Here is a 16,518-nt window from a genome sequence, read left to right as displayed (position 1 = left end):
ATTGGATTTACAACTGCATTCATGGTTTTGTTGTAATCCAATGTTTTATTACTGTACCATGTATCTTCCGATTCAACTGAGAGGCATGCATTAGCCTGGTGAGTAATAACAAATTCTATAATTTCATCTGTGATTGCTGATTCAATTGGGGAATGTTGTCTGTAACACAATGTGTTATCTACTATCAAAGCTCCATTGTAGTAAATCATAGTTGCAATGTTTTGAAGTTCGTGAGGAAGAAAAACTTTAACTGATCGTGGTGCCCTTGCCGTAGCAAAAATAACTTTTATTCCTTTCTTCAGACAGGCCAGTATAGCCTTTCTATTTCTTTCTGACACTTTCTTTTGTGAATCTAATAAAGTACCATCTAAATCTAAAACGATTGCTTTAATCCCGGATTCTAGTTCCATATGTATGTCCCCTTTTTTACAGTATAAACTCCTCTTTTTATGTTCTATATCAAGTTTTAAATCCCTGTATATTCCATACATGTGAAGTAAACATAACGCATCAATTATAAGTAGTAACCAAATCCCAGAAAGTCATTCATATCAATAGTTTTCTAGCTTTCCGTTCCCTTCTCTGTATGCAAAATTTCATACATTCCTGTCACAACAGCATCTGGCAGTTCAAACCGTTCTTTTAGTCTGCATGAAATCCTGCATATCCTTAGCGTATAAAATCTGCATTTTGCCTTCAGTACCCCATAAAGAAAAGACACCCATATAAGAGTGTCTTTTCTGATAGTTTTTTTAGCAGAAGCAAGCAGCTCCAACTATAATTAATAAAATAAATAATATAACTACTAAGGCAAATCCTCCACAACTACCACCAAAGCCCTTAATAAGAGTCACTATATCATTTTGGGGAAATTGTAAGTTTAGATATAATTTAGAGACAAATCATCCGATTTTCTGTACTTTAATGTTTGTTTTAAAAAATAGTTGTAGACTGAAAAGGTACTTTCCATACTTGAAAACAGCTTTTTATTTGTTAAGAAATTTTGCAACGGCTTTCCGCTCGTTATCTTTCTGACCTGATTCAAAGGAATTTCTATTTTCTTATTAAGGATACAGCACAAATATATCTAGGTTCCCACCTAATTTACATTTTATATATATTTATTAGGTTTAATTAATTTAATGTAAATTAATTAAAGAAAAGACACTCTTATATGAGTGTCTTTTCTGATAGTTTTTTTAGCAGAAGCAAGCAGCTCCAACTATGATTAATAAAATAAATAATACAACTACTAAAGCAAATCCTCCAGCAAAGCCGCCACAACTACCACCAAAGCCCATAATAGTTCCTCCTTTAGATAAGAGGGGAAAACACGGGGTCACTCATGTATTTTAATGGATTCAATTTACTTTATGTTTTAACGCATTAATTGAGCAGGTCCTTTTGAAAATAAAAAAAAGACACCCTAAGGTGCCTTCCTCCGACTTGAACCATTTTAATTTTAATAATATGTATTGGACTCCCATCCAAATATTATTTTACCATGTTAAGTAATATTTGGGTACCGCCACATGCCCATCAAGCTAAGATAAATCATTATCCCATAGCCATCAATTTAAAAATTTTATAAAATCCCCAGTATGAAAATTCCGTGTATTTTTGACAGAAAATGGCTTTTTTTCGTTTTTGGGGTACTCTAAATATTAGCTTGATGGAGATGTGGTAGGGCCCTATATTTGACTCTTTTTCTACACCTAAATATTCTAAAGTTCGTTCTAACATAAGTGCAGCCTGTTGACGTGTGAGTTTGCCATATGGGGTAAACTTAGTAGCTGAAACACCTCGGATAATTCCTGTATCCTATAGGGCTTGTACATCATAATACCGGCTGCGAACGTATTTACATCAAGAAGATTAATGGAGCAAATGATGATTGCCCAGAATTGGTATGATAGCTGTTTTTGCAGAGTTTGAGCGCGATATTATTCGTTGAAATTCTCTTCTTAAAGTTAATACGTAAATACAAACAAAACCAGCAAAACACCGTTCCTATGTCGTACTGGTTTTGTTGAAGTCCATCTTGAATTGTACCTAGTTCAACGTAATTGCAAATTCTGAGTTCGGTGCCCCAGCAATTACAACCGTTCCGTTCTTCGGCAGTTTTACTTTGTTATTGCCGCTCACGATGGTAAAGTTGACGCATACTCCATTCTCATCATACACCGCGAACGCACCCTTTGATGGCAATGTCACGGTCATCCTTTTCCCTGCTGCCGCTTGCGGGATCGTAAACCATTTAGCATGCCCATTTGCTTGCAGCGTAACTTTGGATGATTGGCCTGCATCAAGTGGTTTTACGTTGGTTCCACTTACGTATAACAACCCGGCCATTTCCATATATTCATTGCCGCCTTCTGTATAGAAATGCGTTTCCGTCGTATCACGGCCATTCATCACGGGGATCTGGAGCTGATGCGTCGCGGTGTTCGGACCTGTAATTTTTCTGCCCTCCCAATAGCCCGCCAGACCTTCCTTACGAGTAATTTGTGTGGTAATAAGTTTCGGTTGTACGAGATATTCAATAGAACTAAATTTCTCATTCACGAGATAGAACTTGACACCTTCCCGCTTCGCCCATGCGGCAGCAGTTTTCTTTGATAGCACATTGTCTTCTAGTTTCTCGGCTAAATAGTCAGTCATCGCACCTTGCCCTAAGTCTGGTGTCGATTTATATGTGCTCTCCCTCAAATAAATTCTTCCATTCTTCTCGGTGACGAAGTTGAGCTTAGAAGTACCCTTCTCATTAATAAAGCTTCCATCCGCAGTATATACATATTTTTCTTCTCGATTAGATGGTAAGAACAGCTCTCCATTATTCGTAATTTCAATTTTGAAATGAGTTTCGCTATTGCCATAAAAGCCCGCTTTCTTTGCCACGTCTTGAGGCATCCTGACCTTGACCGGCTTGCCAAAAGATTTATTCGGCTTGATGTTCTTAATTGTACCCCTCTCTTTAAGTGCGGCGAGCAGCACTTCAGTTGCCAGCAGTTGATTTGTAGAGCTTCGTCCACCGGATGACAACACAGCTGCTGCCATTTTCTGTTCCGGAAGCACGACCAGTATAGCATGTTGCAGTGCCGTGTCGCCGCCCTTAGCCAAGCCTTTTATCCCATATTCACTGAATGGGTATAGTTTCACACTATCCCAGCCAAGACCATAGTTAAAAATATTATCTCCATCCCCCGGCCACATTCCTTTTTTATATTCCTCTTGCTCCATCGCCTTGACTACCTTATCAGAGAGGATCCCTTTTCCCTGTCCCATAAATAATTGTGAGAATCGCACCATATCTTCTGCAGTGGAAGAGATCCCTCCCGTACCAATCACATTCACCGATTCAATTGGAAGCTGCCCTTGGTACGCCGGAAAATAAAGTCCAGCCCGCTTTTCATCCCTCCATTTGTCCTGCGGCGTTCTTGTATGATTCATCTTTAAGGGTTCTGTAAACCGTTGATGTAGAAATTCGGTAAAGCTCATACCACTGACTCTTTCCACCAAAATTTCGGCCAGCGTAAAGCCATCATTGCAGTATACCGAGAACGCGCCAGGGTCTGCTTTCAGGCTCTGGTTGGACAATTGCTGCAACAAGAAATCATGGGAATAGGTATCATTATCGTTAAATAAAAATGCATTACTTAACGTGGAACCTTGCAAACCAGAGGAGTGATTCAACAACATACGCGGGGTAATGCGTTTGTATCGCCCATCTTTCATCTTAAAATCAGGAACATAGTTGACGACAGGGGCATCCAAATCGACTTTTCCTTCGTCGACCAATTTCATTACAGCCGCTGTTGCATACATTTTACTGACTGAACCAATCCCGTATAGAGTATCTTTGGTTAGCGGCTGTTCCCCTTCCATATCGTTCTTTCCAGCCTGCCCCGACAAAGTAAGTTTGCCATTATCAATTAGCGCATACTGCACGCTAGTCGTCCCATGGGACTTCGTGAGTAGCTCAGCCTTCTCTGCTGCAATCTTCTTCAGTTCTTGGCTAGCTACTTCTTCGTTAGATACAACTGTAGTCTTACTGTCAGAAAATGCTTTCGCCCCTGTTGGTAGGATCATAGTTAGCGCTAATGAAGCGGCTAACACACCAGTTAGCTTATTTTTCATGAGGGAATTTCCTCCTTAGATAAGTGATCGATTTCATCATTTATTTGTTTAACCATGAAAATATGATAAAATTTATCCGTTCTTCCTTTTGGCCTACTTGCTAAATTCAGCAAGTAAAATATTTTTAAAAGGATCAGGACTATCAGCTTTAAGGCAGTTCAAATTGACGGCCAATGTATGCTTGCCTCCCAGTGTGCCTCCGACAAAAGTAACAAACCCTGGAATACTACCTCCGTGTCCCCATATTGAGACACCGTTTGGAAGCTTAGTTTCATAGATTCCAAGACCATATCTCCCGAGTTCAGCTTCTCCTGTAGGAACTGTAGTAAGCATTTGTTTTAGTTGCTGTTCTTTCAGTAATTTACCTCCAAGTAAGTAAGAGAAGAATTTGTTTAAGTCGTCAGCAGTAGAAATCATATCTCCAGCCGAGCTACCCATACTTGGGTTGTAATAAGTAACGTCTTTTAGCTCACTTGCTCCGTCCAGTTGAACATATCCACGGGCATGCTTGGTGCCTGGAATAACGCTTGAATTGCCAGGTAGGAATGTATTCGACAATTCAAGCGGTTCAATAATCCGATTTTCAATCACTTCCGCATAGCTGTTTCCAGTTACTTTTTCAATAAGGAGACCCAGTAATACGTATCCTGTGTTTGAATAAGACCAGCCCTTTCCTGGAGCAAAACCTGGTGGAAGAGAAATCCCCATCTTTACTAGTTCTTCAGCCGTATACGATTTTTTAGTATCCATAAGATTAAAGTCTTTTGACCTTGTGTATTCAGCGATACCACTTGTGTGGTTCAATAATTGCCCGATAGTAATCTGTTTATCATTATATCCGTTTCCTTGAATGATACCAGGCAACCATTTTTCAATAGAGTCGTCTAGATTCAAGCGGTTCTCTCCCGCTAATTGAAGTACAACTGTTGCAGTGAACGTCTTCGTCACGCTACCAATGCGAAAGCGAAAATCTGTTTTCATTGGTTTCTTACTGCTCAGATCCGCTACGCCAGCGGCATAACTCCATGTTTTTCCACCCTCAGAAGTTTTAGCAAGTATCCCCGGGAATCCAAGTTGCAATGTATCTCGCATTGCTTGCTTGACAGAATTACGATCTTGTTGAGTACTTGTTTGTAACGAATTAGATACACTTTGAGTAGGTTCTGCTTTTACAATTAAGGTTGGCGTTGTGTATAACAGGGAACTTCCAGCTATTAAAAGGGAAAGACTTGCAAATGTAATTTGACTACGTGTTTTCATAGGGTATTCCTCTCCTCTATTCATATTGTATAGGTGGTCGCTTGCTATTTCGTATTAACCACACAGCTACCATCTCCACCAATGACAAAAGGTCAACATTGAATTCGTAATCATCTTCATAATTATTATTTTTACAAATGTCATTCTGTCCTGGGTAAATCCCTCTTTTCCCACATAAATGTTAACCACAGAAATTACTTATTTTCCTTGAAACACTCTTGTTACTGCTTTGTTTTTCATATATAAGTCATATCTGTTCCGCCTTTCGCGCCTCTTTATATTTTTATCATACACAATGGAAATTTCTTTTTTCTTACCCATTTATTACAAATTACTTACGTTCAAAATAGCTTCTATAATAGGATATTTTAAAGGGAAATAATTCAAACAGGATATTATTTTGGTTATTATTGGTTTGATAACCAAAAATTAAGAATCTACAAACAAAAAAGGTTAGCAATTTGCCAACCTTTCTTGTTTACTATCAACCAATTTAAAAAAAGAAAAATTTTGGTTTAGGAGTAATCTAAAATATTAGCTTGATATCGATGGAGCGTGCCCCCTTTTTAGAACAAAAAAATAGGATTCCCCTGGCCAGGAAAATCCTATTATATACCTTGAAATTACAAAAAATAATTATGGCATAAATAAAATATTTCATCAAGTGGAAATCACTGATCACAGCTTTTTTCGCACAAATATTGACACCTAGCAAGCGTTAAATGGATAAAAAGACTTTTCTTTAAGTGGCTCAAAAAGAAGGAATTCTTGCCGTACTCCTTTTTGAATTCCGTTTCTATAACTTAGGAATCCCATGATTATGGGAAAATTCTGTAATTCTACTTATTTGAATGCTTTTCCGATGGGATATTCCGCTGCAACTCATTAATAAATTTATAAGTTAATGGAGCTTTTTCTTCTAACTCAGGCTTCGGCGAAATATTCTTCCTTGTAATCGAAATATGGATTGTCATTAAAATCATCATGCTCCAAAGCGTGAATTTCAGTAAACTCATCCGAATAACTAATATTGTCAAATACATAACGATCAATGGAATGGGCTGTTTCATGCAGCTCAAGGCTTACAGAATTATGCATCTTTTTATAGCTGTAACCGATTCGAGCAACAACTGTTTGCCCACCTGCACCTGGCGCATCATCCCACGTATATGGAGTATGTTCCCATCCCCTTGGAACGGTTCCCCTTAAATATTCATACTCCGGCAAATCAGTAAGAGGGAAATTAATCAGTTTAACCTGAACTCTCTGTTTATGCATGGTGATCAATATATTAGTTGGGATGCTCCAGAGACGATCAACCATATTCTGGGTCTCTTCATGATCAAATTCACCCTTTGTTTCAACCGTCACAACCCTTTCAAGAACATTGTTCATTTTAAGTGATTGGGTAGTTCCGGATTCTCCAAATGCAGCAGTAGAAAATGAGAATGTTAAAACTGCGGTCAATAATAACGCGGAAAATGCTTTTTTCAATAAAATCCTTTTCATAAGCTCCTCCTAAATTTAGTATATTATAGTTAAATATTCGAAAATTAATTCTTTTTCCCTTTATGGGGTACGACGCATGCCCATCAACTTAAGAAAACAAATCCACCCCATAACGAAAAAGTGAGCTTTTTTATTACAAATTAGGACAAAATCTCGTTCTGGGAGAGTTGTATTTTCTTAGCTTGATAGCGATGGGGCGGTACCCCAAGTTAATGGCAATGTGGTACTACCCCTAATATAAATAAGTGGAACTTTTTTATTTCTCTAATTTGGCGTTTCTAATCATTTACTCCAGTGTTACTTTATTCAATCACAATAATATATTAAAAATTTGTGACACCTTACATTGTTAACATAATATTTTTATCGTCCTCTTATGTTGATACCTACGCCTTAAGGAATATGGACACGATTTTGGGTATGAAGGGGTACTCTAGGAAAATGTTCAAAGTAATTCTATAAAATTCATTAATGATTTGGATACGCTTCTTTCAAAAAACTTATAGATTGTTTGATTAGCGCTTTTAGAACATTACTATCTATGTCTGTCATTTTATTAATATAAATACACGATTTTCCAGAGGTGTATTTTCCAAAGTTTTTTAATAGTTCCTCTCGCTTAGGGTCACCAGCTGCAAAATATAGACTAATTTTAGCTTTTCTCGGGGAAAATCCTACTAATGGAGCATCTCCCTCATGACCAGATGCATACTTATAATGGTATGTTCCAAAGCCGATAATGCTTGGTCCCCACATTTTTGCTGTATAACCTGTTGTTTCAGTAAATATATCTAATAATTGATATGCGTTTTCTCGTTTTTTAAGATTTTCAACACTTTCAATAAATTCAATTACACTATTGTTAGTTTCTTTTGTTTTAAGTTTGTACATATTAAAATCACTCCTCTTTAGATATAGGATTCATAACATATATAGTTTATAATATAGGGCTCATCATACAAGTCTCTCAACTTTAAAAGGCTAACTGCTTCCTTTTTTACCTTTCTGTCCATTATAGGAATAAAAATACTTAAATAACTTAAAATCCTAGTATTACTGAATTTTTCTTATTAATATAAAATACGGTACGTGAAATTTATTTATCTCTACAGCTAAATAAAAAACAAAAGATGACTTAACATCAGCCATCTTTATATAGCCCAGTACCTAAAAAACCGCCATCCTTTCCTTTGATTCTACAGAAAGAATAGCGCTTTTTTGTTATACGGCTATAAAAAATACAAATATTAGTATTATCCCTTTTATTTAGACTCCCACGACTGAAGTCGCAAGCCCTAATCCTTACGGATTAACGGGTGGGATTCTTGAATGACTAAGCGTTCGCGGTCCATTTCTGTTTTGAACAGCCTTCAAGATGAGGGTATCTCATTGCCCCTCCTAAACCAGACCATATAGGTGCTTAGGCTGATTGACTGTTACCATCAATCACAGTTGCGTAGCGAATATTCATCGCCCCAACGATATCACGATGTTTCTCAAACCCACATTTACAATTGTATTTTCTGTCTTGTGCCTTCTTCTTTTCAGAACATTTTGGACAGGTTTGACTTGTATAAGCAGGGTTCACATATTCGATCTTAATACCAACTAATGTGCTTTGTACTCGATGAATTGTGCTAAACGATAAAATGACCAAGTATGTAGATTTTTTTCGTTTTTACCGCTTGTTCTTGCCGTCTGTCTAATATTCGTTAGTTGTTCCAATCGAATGACAGAAATATTATTATATACTGCAAAATCAATAATTTTACGACTTATTTTGTGATCTTCGTTTTTCATCCATCTTTGTTCTTTATCATTATATTGGCGAATAGCATTCAATTGCTTACCTTCTCCTAAATGCTTTCGGACACTACGAAACTTACGTTTCATATATTTATTTCGTCTTCCGTTTCCGAAGAAACGAACCCTGTCACCGTCTGTTACTGCAACAGCGGGAACTTTTAGCCCTAAATCGACACCCATTATCTTTGTTCCTGTCTTTTCGGTTGTAGGAATTGTAACAGATATTTGGGCAATCCATTTGTGAGATTTTTTTGTGATGCGGAGTGTACCTAACTTGTGTTTTAAAAAATTATAGTTACGATTATTCTTATCTACTAATAAAGCACGTATTTTCAAACGAGTCGATTTTCCGTTCACCATAAATGGAATCGAGATGTGTGTGAAGTTAAATGAATAATTTTGGTTATTCCATACACAAACGGGTTTCTTTAAAATCGGAACGATTTTGTATTTACTTTTTTTCACCTTTGTAGAAAAAACACTTTTCGCATCTTTAATCGCTTGATTCTTAACCGCACTTGGTAGGTTAGCGAGAACATCTTTTGTACTTTTCTTAGTGCTTTTCTTTAACTCAACCATTTCAGATACAAGTTCATTAATGACTCTGATATATTCGTGGCCACTTTGTTCCAATAAACAGATTTGTTCTTTTGTTGGAAGCAATTTAACTTGAACTGCTAGGGTTTGCGACATAAGTTTCACCCCCTTGTTTTTTGATTTTCAACATAATGTTTTATTGTCTCACTTGATACATTTCCAGCAGTAGAAACAAAATAGGAACGTGTCCATAGACCTGGCAAATGCATAAGGTGAGGAACTTCCTCCCTCAAACGCTTTGATGTCACCCCTTTAATTTTTGCCATTGTATCGGCGGGACTAAGTGTTGGCATTGTATTTAAAAACAAGTGAACGTGGTCTGTATCACATTCATTTGCGATAATAACAATATCCAGTCCGTTACATATTTCTTGAACCAACATTTTGAAACGTTCTTCTACTTTTGTGTTTAGAAAAATCTTTCTTCTGTATCGTGGACAAAACACAAAATGATAGTTAATGAATGATACGGTTGTTTTAGTTCTTCTATAATCATTTATCATGGTTATACCGTATCGGTTTTCTTATCAAACTACAACAAAAAGGATGAAAAATAAAAGATACCTACACTTTGGATACTTAAAGTACCACAAACCTTTCGATTTTTAATGGTACTCCGTATCCAACCTCACTATCATCCCATGCCTAAAGGCGATAGGCTTTCTCGTTCGGAAATGGCTGTAATGGCTAATTATATCTTTTCCATTCACAATCAAAATATAGGAATGATTTCTTTAGCAATACACAGCAGACTTTGATTTAAGAAAATACAAATACTCTATTCCGGCATCAGTGATCTTTGTACCGGCCCGCCCTCTGCCTTTTACGACAAATCCTTCACTTTCTAAAATATCCAGGCGGCGGCGGACTTGCTGAGGGGATAAAACAAATTCTGATTCTTTGCTTTTACTAGAAAGCAGATCTCTGCTTGCCGCTTTTCCTTTTTCGTTGCATTGCTTGATTACTTCCAAGATAAAAATATGCTCCTTCATTTCCAGTATACTTCTACATATGGAATATTCGGATGTCATGCTACCCCTCTCTTGTCCCAGCATTGACGGAAGATCTCCTTTCGTCACGACATTTCCCTCACAAATCGTTAGCATATAATCAATTGTGCTTTTTAGTTCTCGTATATTTCCAGGCCATTCATATTGCATGAAATACTCCAGTACATCTTGTTCTATCTTTACCCATTTTCCGCTCTTTGTGATGAAATGCTTAATCAAAATTGGTATATCCGCCCTTCTCTCAATGAGTGGTGGAATACAGAGATTAAGTACATTCAGTCGGTAAAATAAATCGGCTTTGAATGAACCGGCACGTATCTTTCCTTGAATATCTTTATTTGTTGCGGTAATCACTCGAACATTAACAGGTATAATTCTTACACCGCCGATTCTTCGGATTTCTCCCTCCTGCAGAACGCGCAGCAGATGTGATTGAACTTTAATACTTATGTCGCCGATTTCATCCAAAAAGATGGTTCCGTTATCCGCTAATTCAAACAGACCTTTCTTGCCCCCCTTTTGTGCTCCTGTAAATGTCCCTTCTTCGTAACCGAACAATTCACTTTCAAGCAGGTTCTCTGTTAATGCGCTACAGTTTACAGCCAGAAACGGTCCGTTTTTTCGCAATGAATGCTCATGAATAGCATGGGCAAACAGTTCTTTTCCTGTTCCTGTATCACCCTGAATTAAAATTGGATGTTCTGATAATGCAAGTTTCTTGGCGATTCGCTTACGCTCTTTCATTACAGTATGTTCGCCGATAATATCCTGAAATCCGTATTTAGTATGAAATCCTTTATTACGCATTTCTCTTTGCGCTGTTTTTTCAATTTCAAAGGCTTGATGTACACTCTTAAAAGTTGCGACAATTGTATTTTCTTGCACCATTTGCAATCGAAAAATTACGACATCCACGCCATCTATGTTGAAGAACTTGCTTTCATCCTTTCCATTCATGATGAAATTGGTAATATCCCGACGGCTCATCACATGTTCTATACACTCATTAATCACATCTTGTGCCACAATATGAAACAATGCTGTAAGACGTTCATTGATTACCGTAATCCGTCCTTCCTGGTTAACGACCAATATTCCATCATCGACAGTTCCCAACACATTTTGGATATGCTCGCTCATCTGCTTAGCATCCCGCTCTGCATGTAATAGCTTACGTTGTAATTCAATGATATTGCTAATATACCTTTCTGAAACCTTCGAGGATATATCCTTGTTCAAACCGCAACATTCTACAACCTCCAGGATTGTTGTCATATCAAAAAGACGTACGCCTATATCGATTACTTCTTTTATGTAAGAAGGGCACAGATTTGTTTCTCCTGGCGAAACGGCAATTCGAACATCATCATAAAACAATACCCCCTTCCGAAAAGGGATAAATTGAATATGATCGATACCAAGTTGATATAAGGATTCAATAAGATTTATAGTTGCGTCATCATTATCATTCACCACCAGAACTGATGAATCTTCAGGTATTCTTAAAAGTTTATCAATATATTCATGATGAACTGTTCTCTTTCCCACAATTATTTCCTCAGCATTCACACTATACATATCATTTGTTTGATCATAAACAGAAGCTGATGAATACAAGATAATTGTATCTTCAAGGGACTGCGGTATTCCCTCATCCGCAGCATAGCTTTTAATATGAACATAGTCTCCAAGCAATTGTTCCAGTTGCTCCTGTAAGGCTTGCTTTGTTTTTAAGCTTCCAGCTATGAGTGTAAGTGAAAATTTTGACATTAAAACACCTGCCTACGTTTAAATTGGTTCTATTATATCGCCAAAAAAGAACAATAAAAACCAAAAACTCGAATCTTACCATAAAAATCCCCTTAAAAATCAATCTATTAATACTGGCACAGATATTGCATATATAAATCGATGAAGTGTCCGAGGTTATGAAAAGGAGGTAAACAGCAGAATACGCGAAAAAGAACATAGTCTATTGGCGGCACTTTGGTAAGCATTCTATTTCAACCCATTTATTTTAAATACAAAGGAGGAACACATATGAGCCAACTACATGAACAGACTGTTTCGTTTGGAAAAAAAGAGAAAAAAATAAATGTTTTTGTATTGCTGTTCGGCATTCTCGTAATAGCGACCCTATTAACTTATTTTTTGCCGACCGGAGAATATGCACGGATTGAAGTAAATGACCGGACAACTGTAGACCCAAATTCTTTTAAATAGATAGCATCAACTCCGGTCGGATTTTTCGATATGATAAAAGCTGTTCATACGGGAATGGTAGAAGCCGGCAATATTATATTTTTCTTGTTGATTATCGGAGGGTTTTTTGGTGTCTTACGAGCAACAGGTACGGTTGATATGCTTATCGCTACATTGGCTAGGAAGTTGGCGACGCGTGAAAAACTATTGATTCCTGCCGTGACGCTGTTTTTCGCTGTAGGTGGTTCTTTAATGGGGATGGCGGAAGAAACTCTGGCTTACCTTCCACTTATCATTCCTCTGGCGCTGGCTCTAGGATTTGATGCAATTACAGGAACTGCTATCGTCATAGTAGGAGCATTGTCAGGCTTTACAACTGCCATCATGAATCCTTTCACAGTAGGACTTGCCCAAGGAATCGCAGAATTACCAATGTTCTCAGGCATAGTGTTTCGTCTTATTTTATTTGTTATCATCTACCTTGTTTCAGTTCTTTATATCTATCGTTACGCTATGAAGGTAAAGAAAAATCCTTCTATAGGAATTTACGGAAAGTATACAAAAGAAGATGCGGAAAAATTACTGCAATCAAGTGGGAAGTTAACAACAAGACATAAATTCATCTTAGGAGCTTTTGTAATTAATTATATCGTTTTGGCGTTTGGTGTAATCAAATTCCAATGGTACATTACAGAAATCACATCTTTATTCCTTTTATTGACAATAATAATTGGAATCACTGGAAAACTATCTGCAGATCAGATTGTTAACTCCTTTATCAACGGCTCTGCATCCTTGCTCGGCGGTGCTTTGATTATTGGTGTATCGCGCGCCATTCTTGTTGTATTGAATGAGGGACATATCGTTGACCCTATGCTGCATCAATTATCTGTATCAATCAAGCATATTCCGGACTATTTAAGCGTTGTTGGCATGTACAATTTCCAAGCTCTTATTCATTTTGTTCTAGCATCTGGCACTGGTCATGCGATGCTGACAATGCCGATTATGGTGCCACTTGCAGACTTATTGGGTATTACACGCCAAACTGCAGTGTTATCTTTCTCTTTTGCTGATGGAATCGGAAATATGATTTTTCCGACCGCTACGACCTTAATGGCAGGCTTAGCGATTGCAGGAATTTCTTGGACAAAGTGGGCAAAGTGGATTCTGCCACTTGTGTTCATTCACTATCTCATCGGATTAGTAGCTGTTATCATAGCTCACTTCATAGGATATGGTCCATTCTGATATAAAACGAAAAGTATTGAAAGGAGGAAAAAAGAATTGATTACCTTAATAAAAAATGGAGAAGTATACGCACCCAACTACCTAGGACGGAAAGACATATTAATTGCAGATGATAGAATCGCATTCATAGATGATAGAATCGCAATACCTAACAACTTTGCTCCTATTCTAGTCATTGATGCGGCAAATCTTTTGGTTGTTCCAGGATTTATCGATTCACACGTTCATATTATTGGTGGAGGCGGAGAAGGCGGATTCAAAACCCGCACACCTGAGCTGATGCTCACTGATATTACAACTGCAGGTATTACAACACTAGTCGGTTTACTCGGTACTGACGGGACAACACGTAAAATGGAAAGTCTGCTTGCCAAGGCGCGGGCACTTGAAGAAGAGGGAGTTTCTTGTTTCATTCACACAGGCTCCTATCAAGTGCCAGTAAAAACGCTGACGGGAAAAATCGAAGATGATATTATTTTAATTGACAAAATTATCGGTGTTGGAGAGATTGCTATCTCCGACCATAGATCATCAGAACCTACATTTGAGGAGATAGTTAAAGTCGCCACTGCCGCACGCAATGGCGGCATTCTGTCAGGAAAAGCTGGCATATTAGAAGTTCATGTAGGGGACGGCGAGGGAAAACTTTCATTATTGCATGAAATTGCAGATAAAACCAACATTCCGATTCGGCACTTCCATCCAACACATATAAACCGAAACGAAGAATTATTCAGAGCGGGTATTGATTACGCAAAACGAGGCGGTTACGTAGACTTTACCACAAGTACTACTCCTCAATTTTTGGAGGACGGAGAAGTGAAATGCAGTGAGGCATTACGTATTATGCTTGAAGATGGGGTCCCGGTCGGGCATATTACCTTCTCCTCAGATGGACAGGCCAGCCTCCCCTTCTTTGACAACAATGGGGAGTATGCAGGCCTTCAAGTCGGAAAAGTATCTTCGCTATTTCACGAAGTACGAGAATCTGTTTTAGTGGAAGGTATTCCGTTAGAAACGGCACTGGAAGTCATTACTACGAATCCCGCACAATTGCTGAAGCTTTCAAGTAAGGGCTGTATCCAAACTGGGAAGGATGCTGACATCGTATTGTTGGAAAAAGAAACGTTGGATATTCACAGCGTCATTGCAAAAGGCAAGTTTATGGTAGAAAATAAAGTTCCGATAGTGAAGGGAACATTTGGATAAGAAAGATAAGAAGCTTCTAGTATTTGTTGCAATTCATAATTCACCGAAAAGGCGAAGTCTGTTTGATGTCTTCGCCTTTGTTTATATAGAGCATGAACGGTTTCGATTCCTTTTATCGTACGTGAGGCATGACGAATATTTTGGAATCCTAAGGAACGAGCGAAACGGCGCTTCACGTATCGATTATCTTACTCGATGCAATTATTGAGATATTTTGTTGTACGATGAAAGGTATTTTTGTAAAAGTCTATGCTCTGTAATTTTTTAAATGCACAAATTAAAGAAGGGGCTTTATCTGTAGTCAGAACCAATGAAACACCCATCGATTATAGAGAGAGCATTTTTCAATATGTACTAACTTATTAAAGATTGAGTAACTATTTTTCCGTTACTTGACTATTCTCCTGTTTAATTACCCTATGCGAATGTTAGCAATTGCTCATCAGATCCGACTCTTTTTAATATTTGTAAAGCTAGTTTTTCCCTTGAAAAATAGGCTTTTTAATTAATGAAGTAACAGGACGTATGTTAAATACAACATACTGCGTAAATAATGCTATTAATAATCCATGTACACATCCTGCAATTACATCAAATGGATAATGTACTCCTACCCATATTCTTGAAAAAGCTACACCAAGCGCTAAGAACAACCAAGTATATTTAAAACGATATGCAGATAACAATAGTGTAGCTGCAATTACAATAGCCGATGTTGCATGATCACTTGGAAAAGAAGAATTAGCAGCATGATCTACGAGTTGTGTGATGCTATGTGAGACAAAAGGACGCTCCCTATAAATAAATATCTCGATGATTCTATTGATGGAATACGCTAAAGTAAACGCAACCATCGATTGAAAAGCTATTACACGAAAATTAGGTTTATTCTTTATCCATAACAGTATGAGTAGTAACACGAAAGCATATTGTACATATTCTGCAAATAAAATCATTACATTATCTATCAGTGGATATTGTTGTACTCTATTATTTATAAAGTTGAACCATTCATAATCTAAATCTTTAATATTCATTACATAATCTCCTTTAATGCTTTAACATGTTACATCCTAACAAAATATACCTTATTAAACAACTTTTATAAAATCCTAATAAATTCTTATTATATTTTTTTATTGTTTTCTACCTTTAAATAATATTCTATTCAATTTTAAAAGGGTTACTAACAATGTACTATCTTATTTTGTGACATTAACATTACATTTTTGTAAGGTTTTTTTTATTTTAATAGTTCAACTTAGGGGCTCGCCACATGCCCATCAAGTTAAGAAATACATTCTTCCCCAATACGAAAAAATGAGCTGACTTCTCTAAGTAACTAACTTTAGGGAAAGAAAATTTTCATTTAGGGGGTAGTTCACATCACTATCAAGCTAAGCTTATGCAAAGTCAATTTTAGGCGAGATTGTTTCTTTTTTCTAAAGGGCAAGTGTAGGTGATTGAAAGATTTGCATACGAAATAAACCCTAACGGGTTTCACTTTTTTGAATTAAGCGGCTTGATTATCAGACAT

The 16,518-nt window shown here is 37.2% G+C and carries 11 protein-coding genes and 3 pseudogenes; 2 read left to right on the top strand and 12 right to left on the bottom strand.

Going from position 1 to position 16,518, the window contains the following annotated elements; all coding sequences use genetic code 11:
• The 10 genes and pseudogenes from JDS80_RS28870 to JDS80_RS28825 all read right to left on the bottom strand — a co-directional run.
• Window positions 1-410: HAD family hydrolase (locus JDS80_RS28870; protein WP_199640633.1), on the bottom strand; the 410-nt coding region annotated here is incomplete at its 3' end.
• A 342-nt stretch (window positions 411-752) separates the two neighbouring features.
• Window positions 753-857, bottom strand: coding sequence for a YjcZ family sporulation protein (locus JDS80_RS28865; protein ID WP_071770645.1), 105 nt, complete (start codon window positions 855-857; stop codon window positions 753-755).
• A 342-nt stretch (window positions 858-1,199) separates the two neighbouring features.
• On the bottom strand, window positions 1,200-1,301 hold the full coding sequence (locus JDS80_RS28860; RefSeq protein WP_000505675.1) for a YjcZ family sporulation protein: 102 nt from the start codon (window positions 1,299-1,301) through the stop codon (window positions 1,200-1,202).
• Window positions 1,302-2,052: 751 nt separating this feature from the next.
• Complete coding sequence (locus JDS80_RS28855; protein ID WP_199640632.1) at window positions 2,053-4,137, bottom strand: serine hydrolase domain-containing protein; 2,085 nt, start codon at window positions 4,135-4,137, stop codon at window positions 2,053-2,055.
• Between the two features lie 93 nt (window positions 4,138-4,230).
• Entirely contained in the window at window positions 4,231-5,397 is a 1,167-nt protein-coding gene (locus JDS80_RS28850; protein ID WP_199640631.1) for a serine hydrolase domain-containing protein, read from the bottom strand.
• Between the two features lie 924 nt (window positions 5,398-6,321).
• Entirely contained in the window at window positions 6,322-6,906 is a 585-nt protein-coding gene (locus JDS80_RS28845; protein WP_242477452.1) for an anthrax toxin lethal factor-related metalloendopeptidase, read from the bottom strand.
• Between the two features lie 468 nt (window positions 6,907-7,374).
• Entirely contained in the window at window positions 7,375-7,797 is a 423-nt protein-coding gene (locus JDS80_RS28840) for a DUF1801 domain-containing protein (protein WP_199640630.1), read from the bottom strand.
• Window positions 7,798-8,326: 529 nt separating this feature from the next.
• A pseudogene (locus JDS80_RS28835) lies at window positions 8,327-9,405 on the bottom strand (RNA-guided endonuclease TnpB family protein).
• A gap of 5 nt (window positions 9,406-9,410) precedes the next feature.
• Entirely contained in the window at window positions 9,411-9,812 is a 402-nt protein-coding gene (gene tnpA, locus JDS80_RS28830; RefSeq protein ID WP_199640629.1) for an IS200/IS605 family transposase, read from the bottom strand.
• A gap of 231 nt (window positions 9,813-10,043) precedes the next feature.
• Window positions 10,044-12,089 (bottom strand): sigma 54-interacting transcriptional regulator, encoded by a 2,046-nt coding sequence (locus tag JDS80_RS28825; RefSeq protein ID WP_199640628.1) that lies wholly within the window; start codon window positions 12,087-12,089, stop codon window positions 10,044-10,046.
• 270 nt (window positions 12,090-12,359) lie between these two features.
• Between JDS80_RS28825 and JDS80_RS28820 the strand changes: the two are divergent.
• Window positions 12,360-13,772, top strand: a pseudogene (locus JDS80_RS28820) (YfcC family protein).
• 36 nt (window positions 13,773-13,808) lie between these two features.
• Window positions 13,809-14,981, top strand: a complete 1,173-nt coding sequence (gene iadA / locus JDS80_RS28815) for a beta-aspartyl-peptidase (protein WP_199640627.1) — start codon at window positions 13,809-13,811, stop codon at window positions 14,979-14,981.
• A 14-nt stretch (window positions 14,982-14,995) separates the two neighbouring features.
• Here the strand turns inward: iadA and JDS80_RS31770 are convergent.
• Window positions 14,996-15,301, bottom strand: a pseudogene (locus JDS80_RS31770) (DDE-type integrase/transposase/recombinase); the annotation flags it as partial.
• Between the two features lie 153 nt (window positions 15,302-15,454).
• Window positions 15,455-16,018 carry an undecaprenyl-diphosphatase gene (locus JDS80_RS28810; protein WP_097906403.1) on the bottom strand — a complete coding sequence of 188 codons (564 nt, stop codon included), beginning with the start codon at window positions 16,016-16,018 and terminating at the stop codon, window positions 15,455-15,457.
• Between the last annotated feature and the right edge of the window lie 500 nt (window positions 16,019-16,518).

The sequence above is a fragment of the Bacillus cereus group sp. N8 genome (assembly GCF_016483685.1).
GTDB lineage: Bacteria > Bacillota > Bacilli > Bacillales > Bacillaceae_G > Bacillus_A > Bacillus_A proteolyticus.
This window is presented reverse-complemented; position numbering and strand designations above follow the sequence as displayed.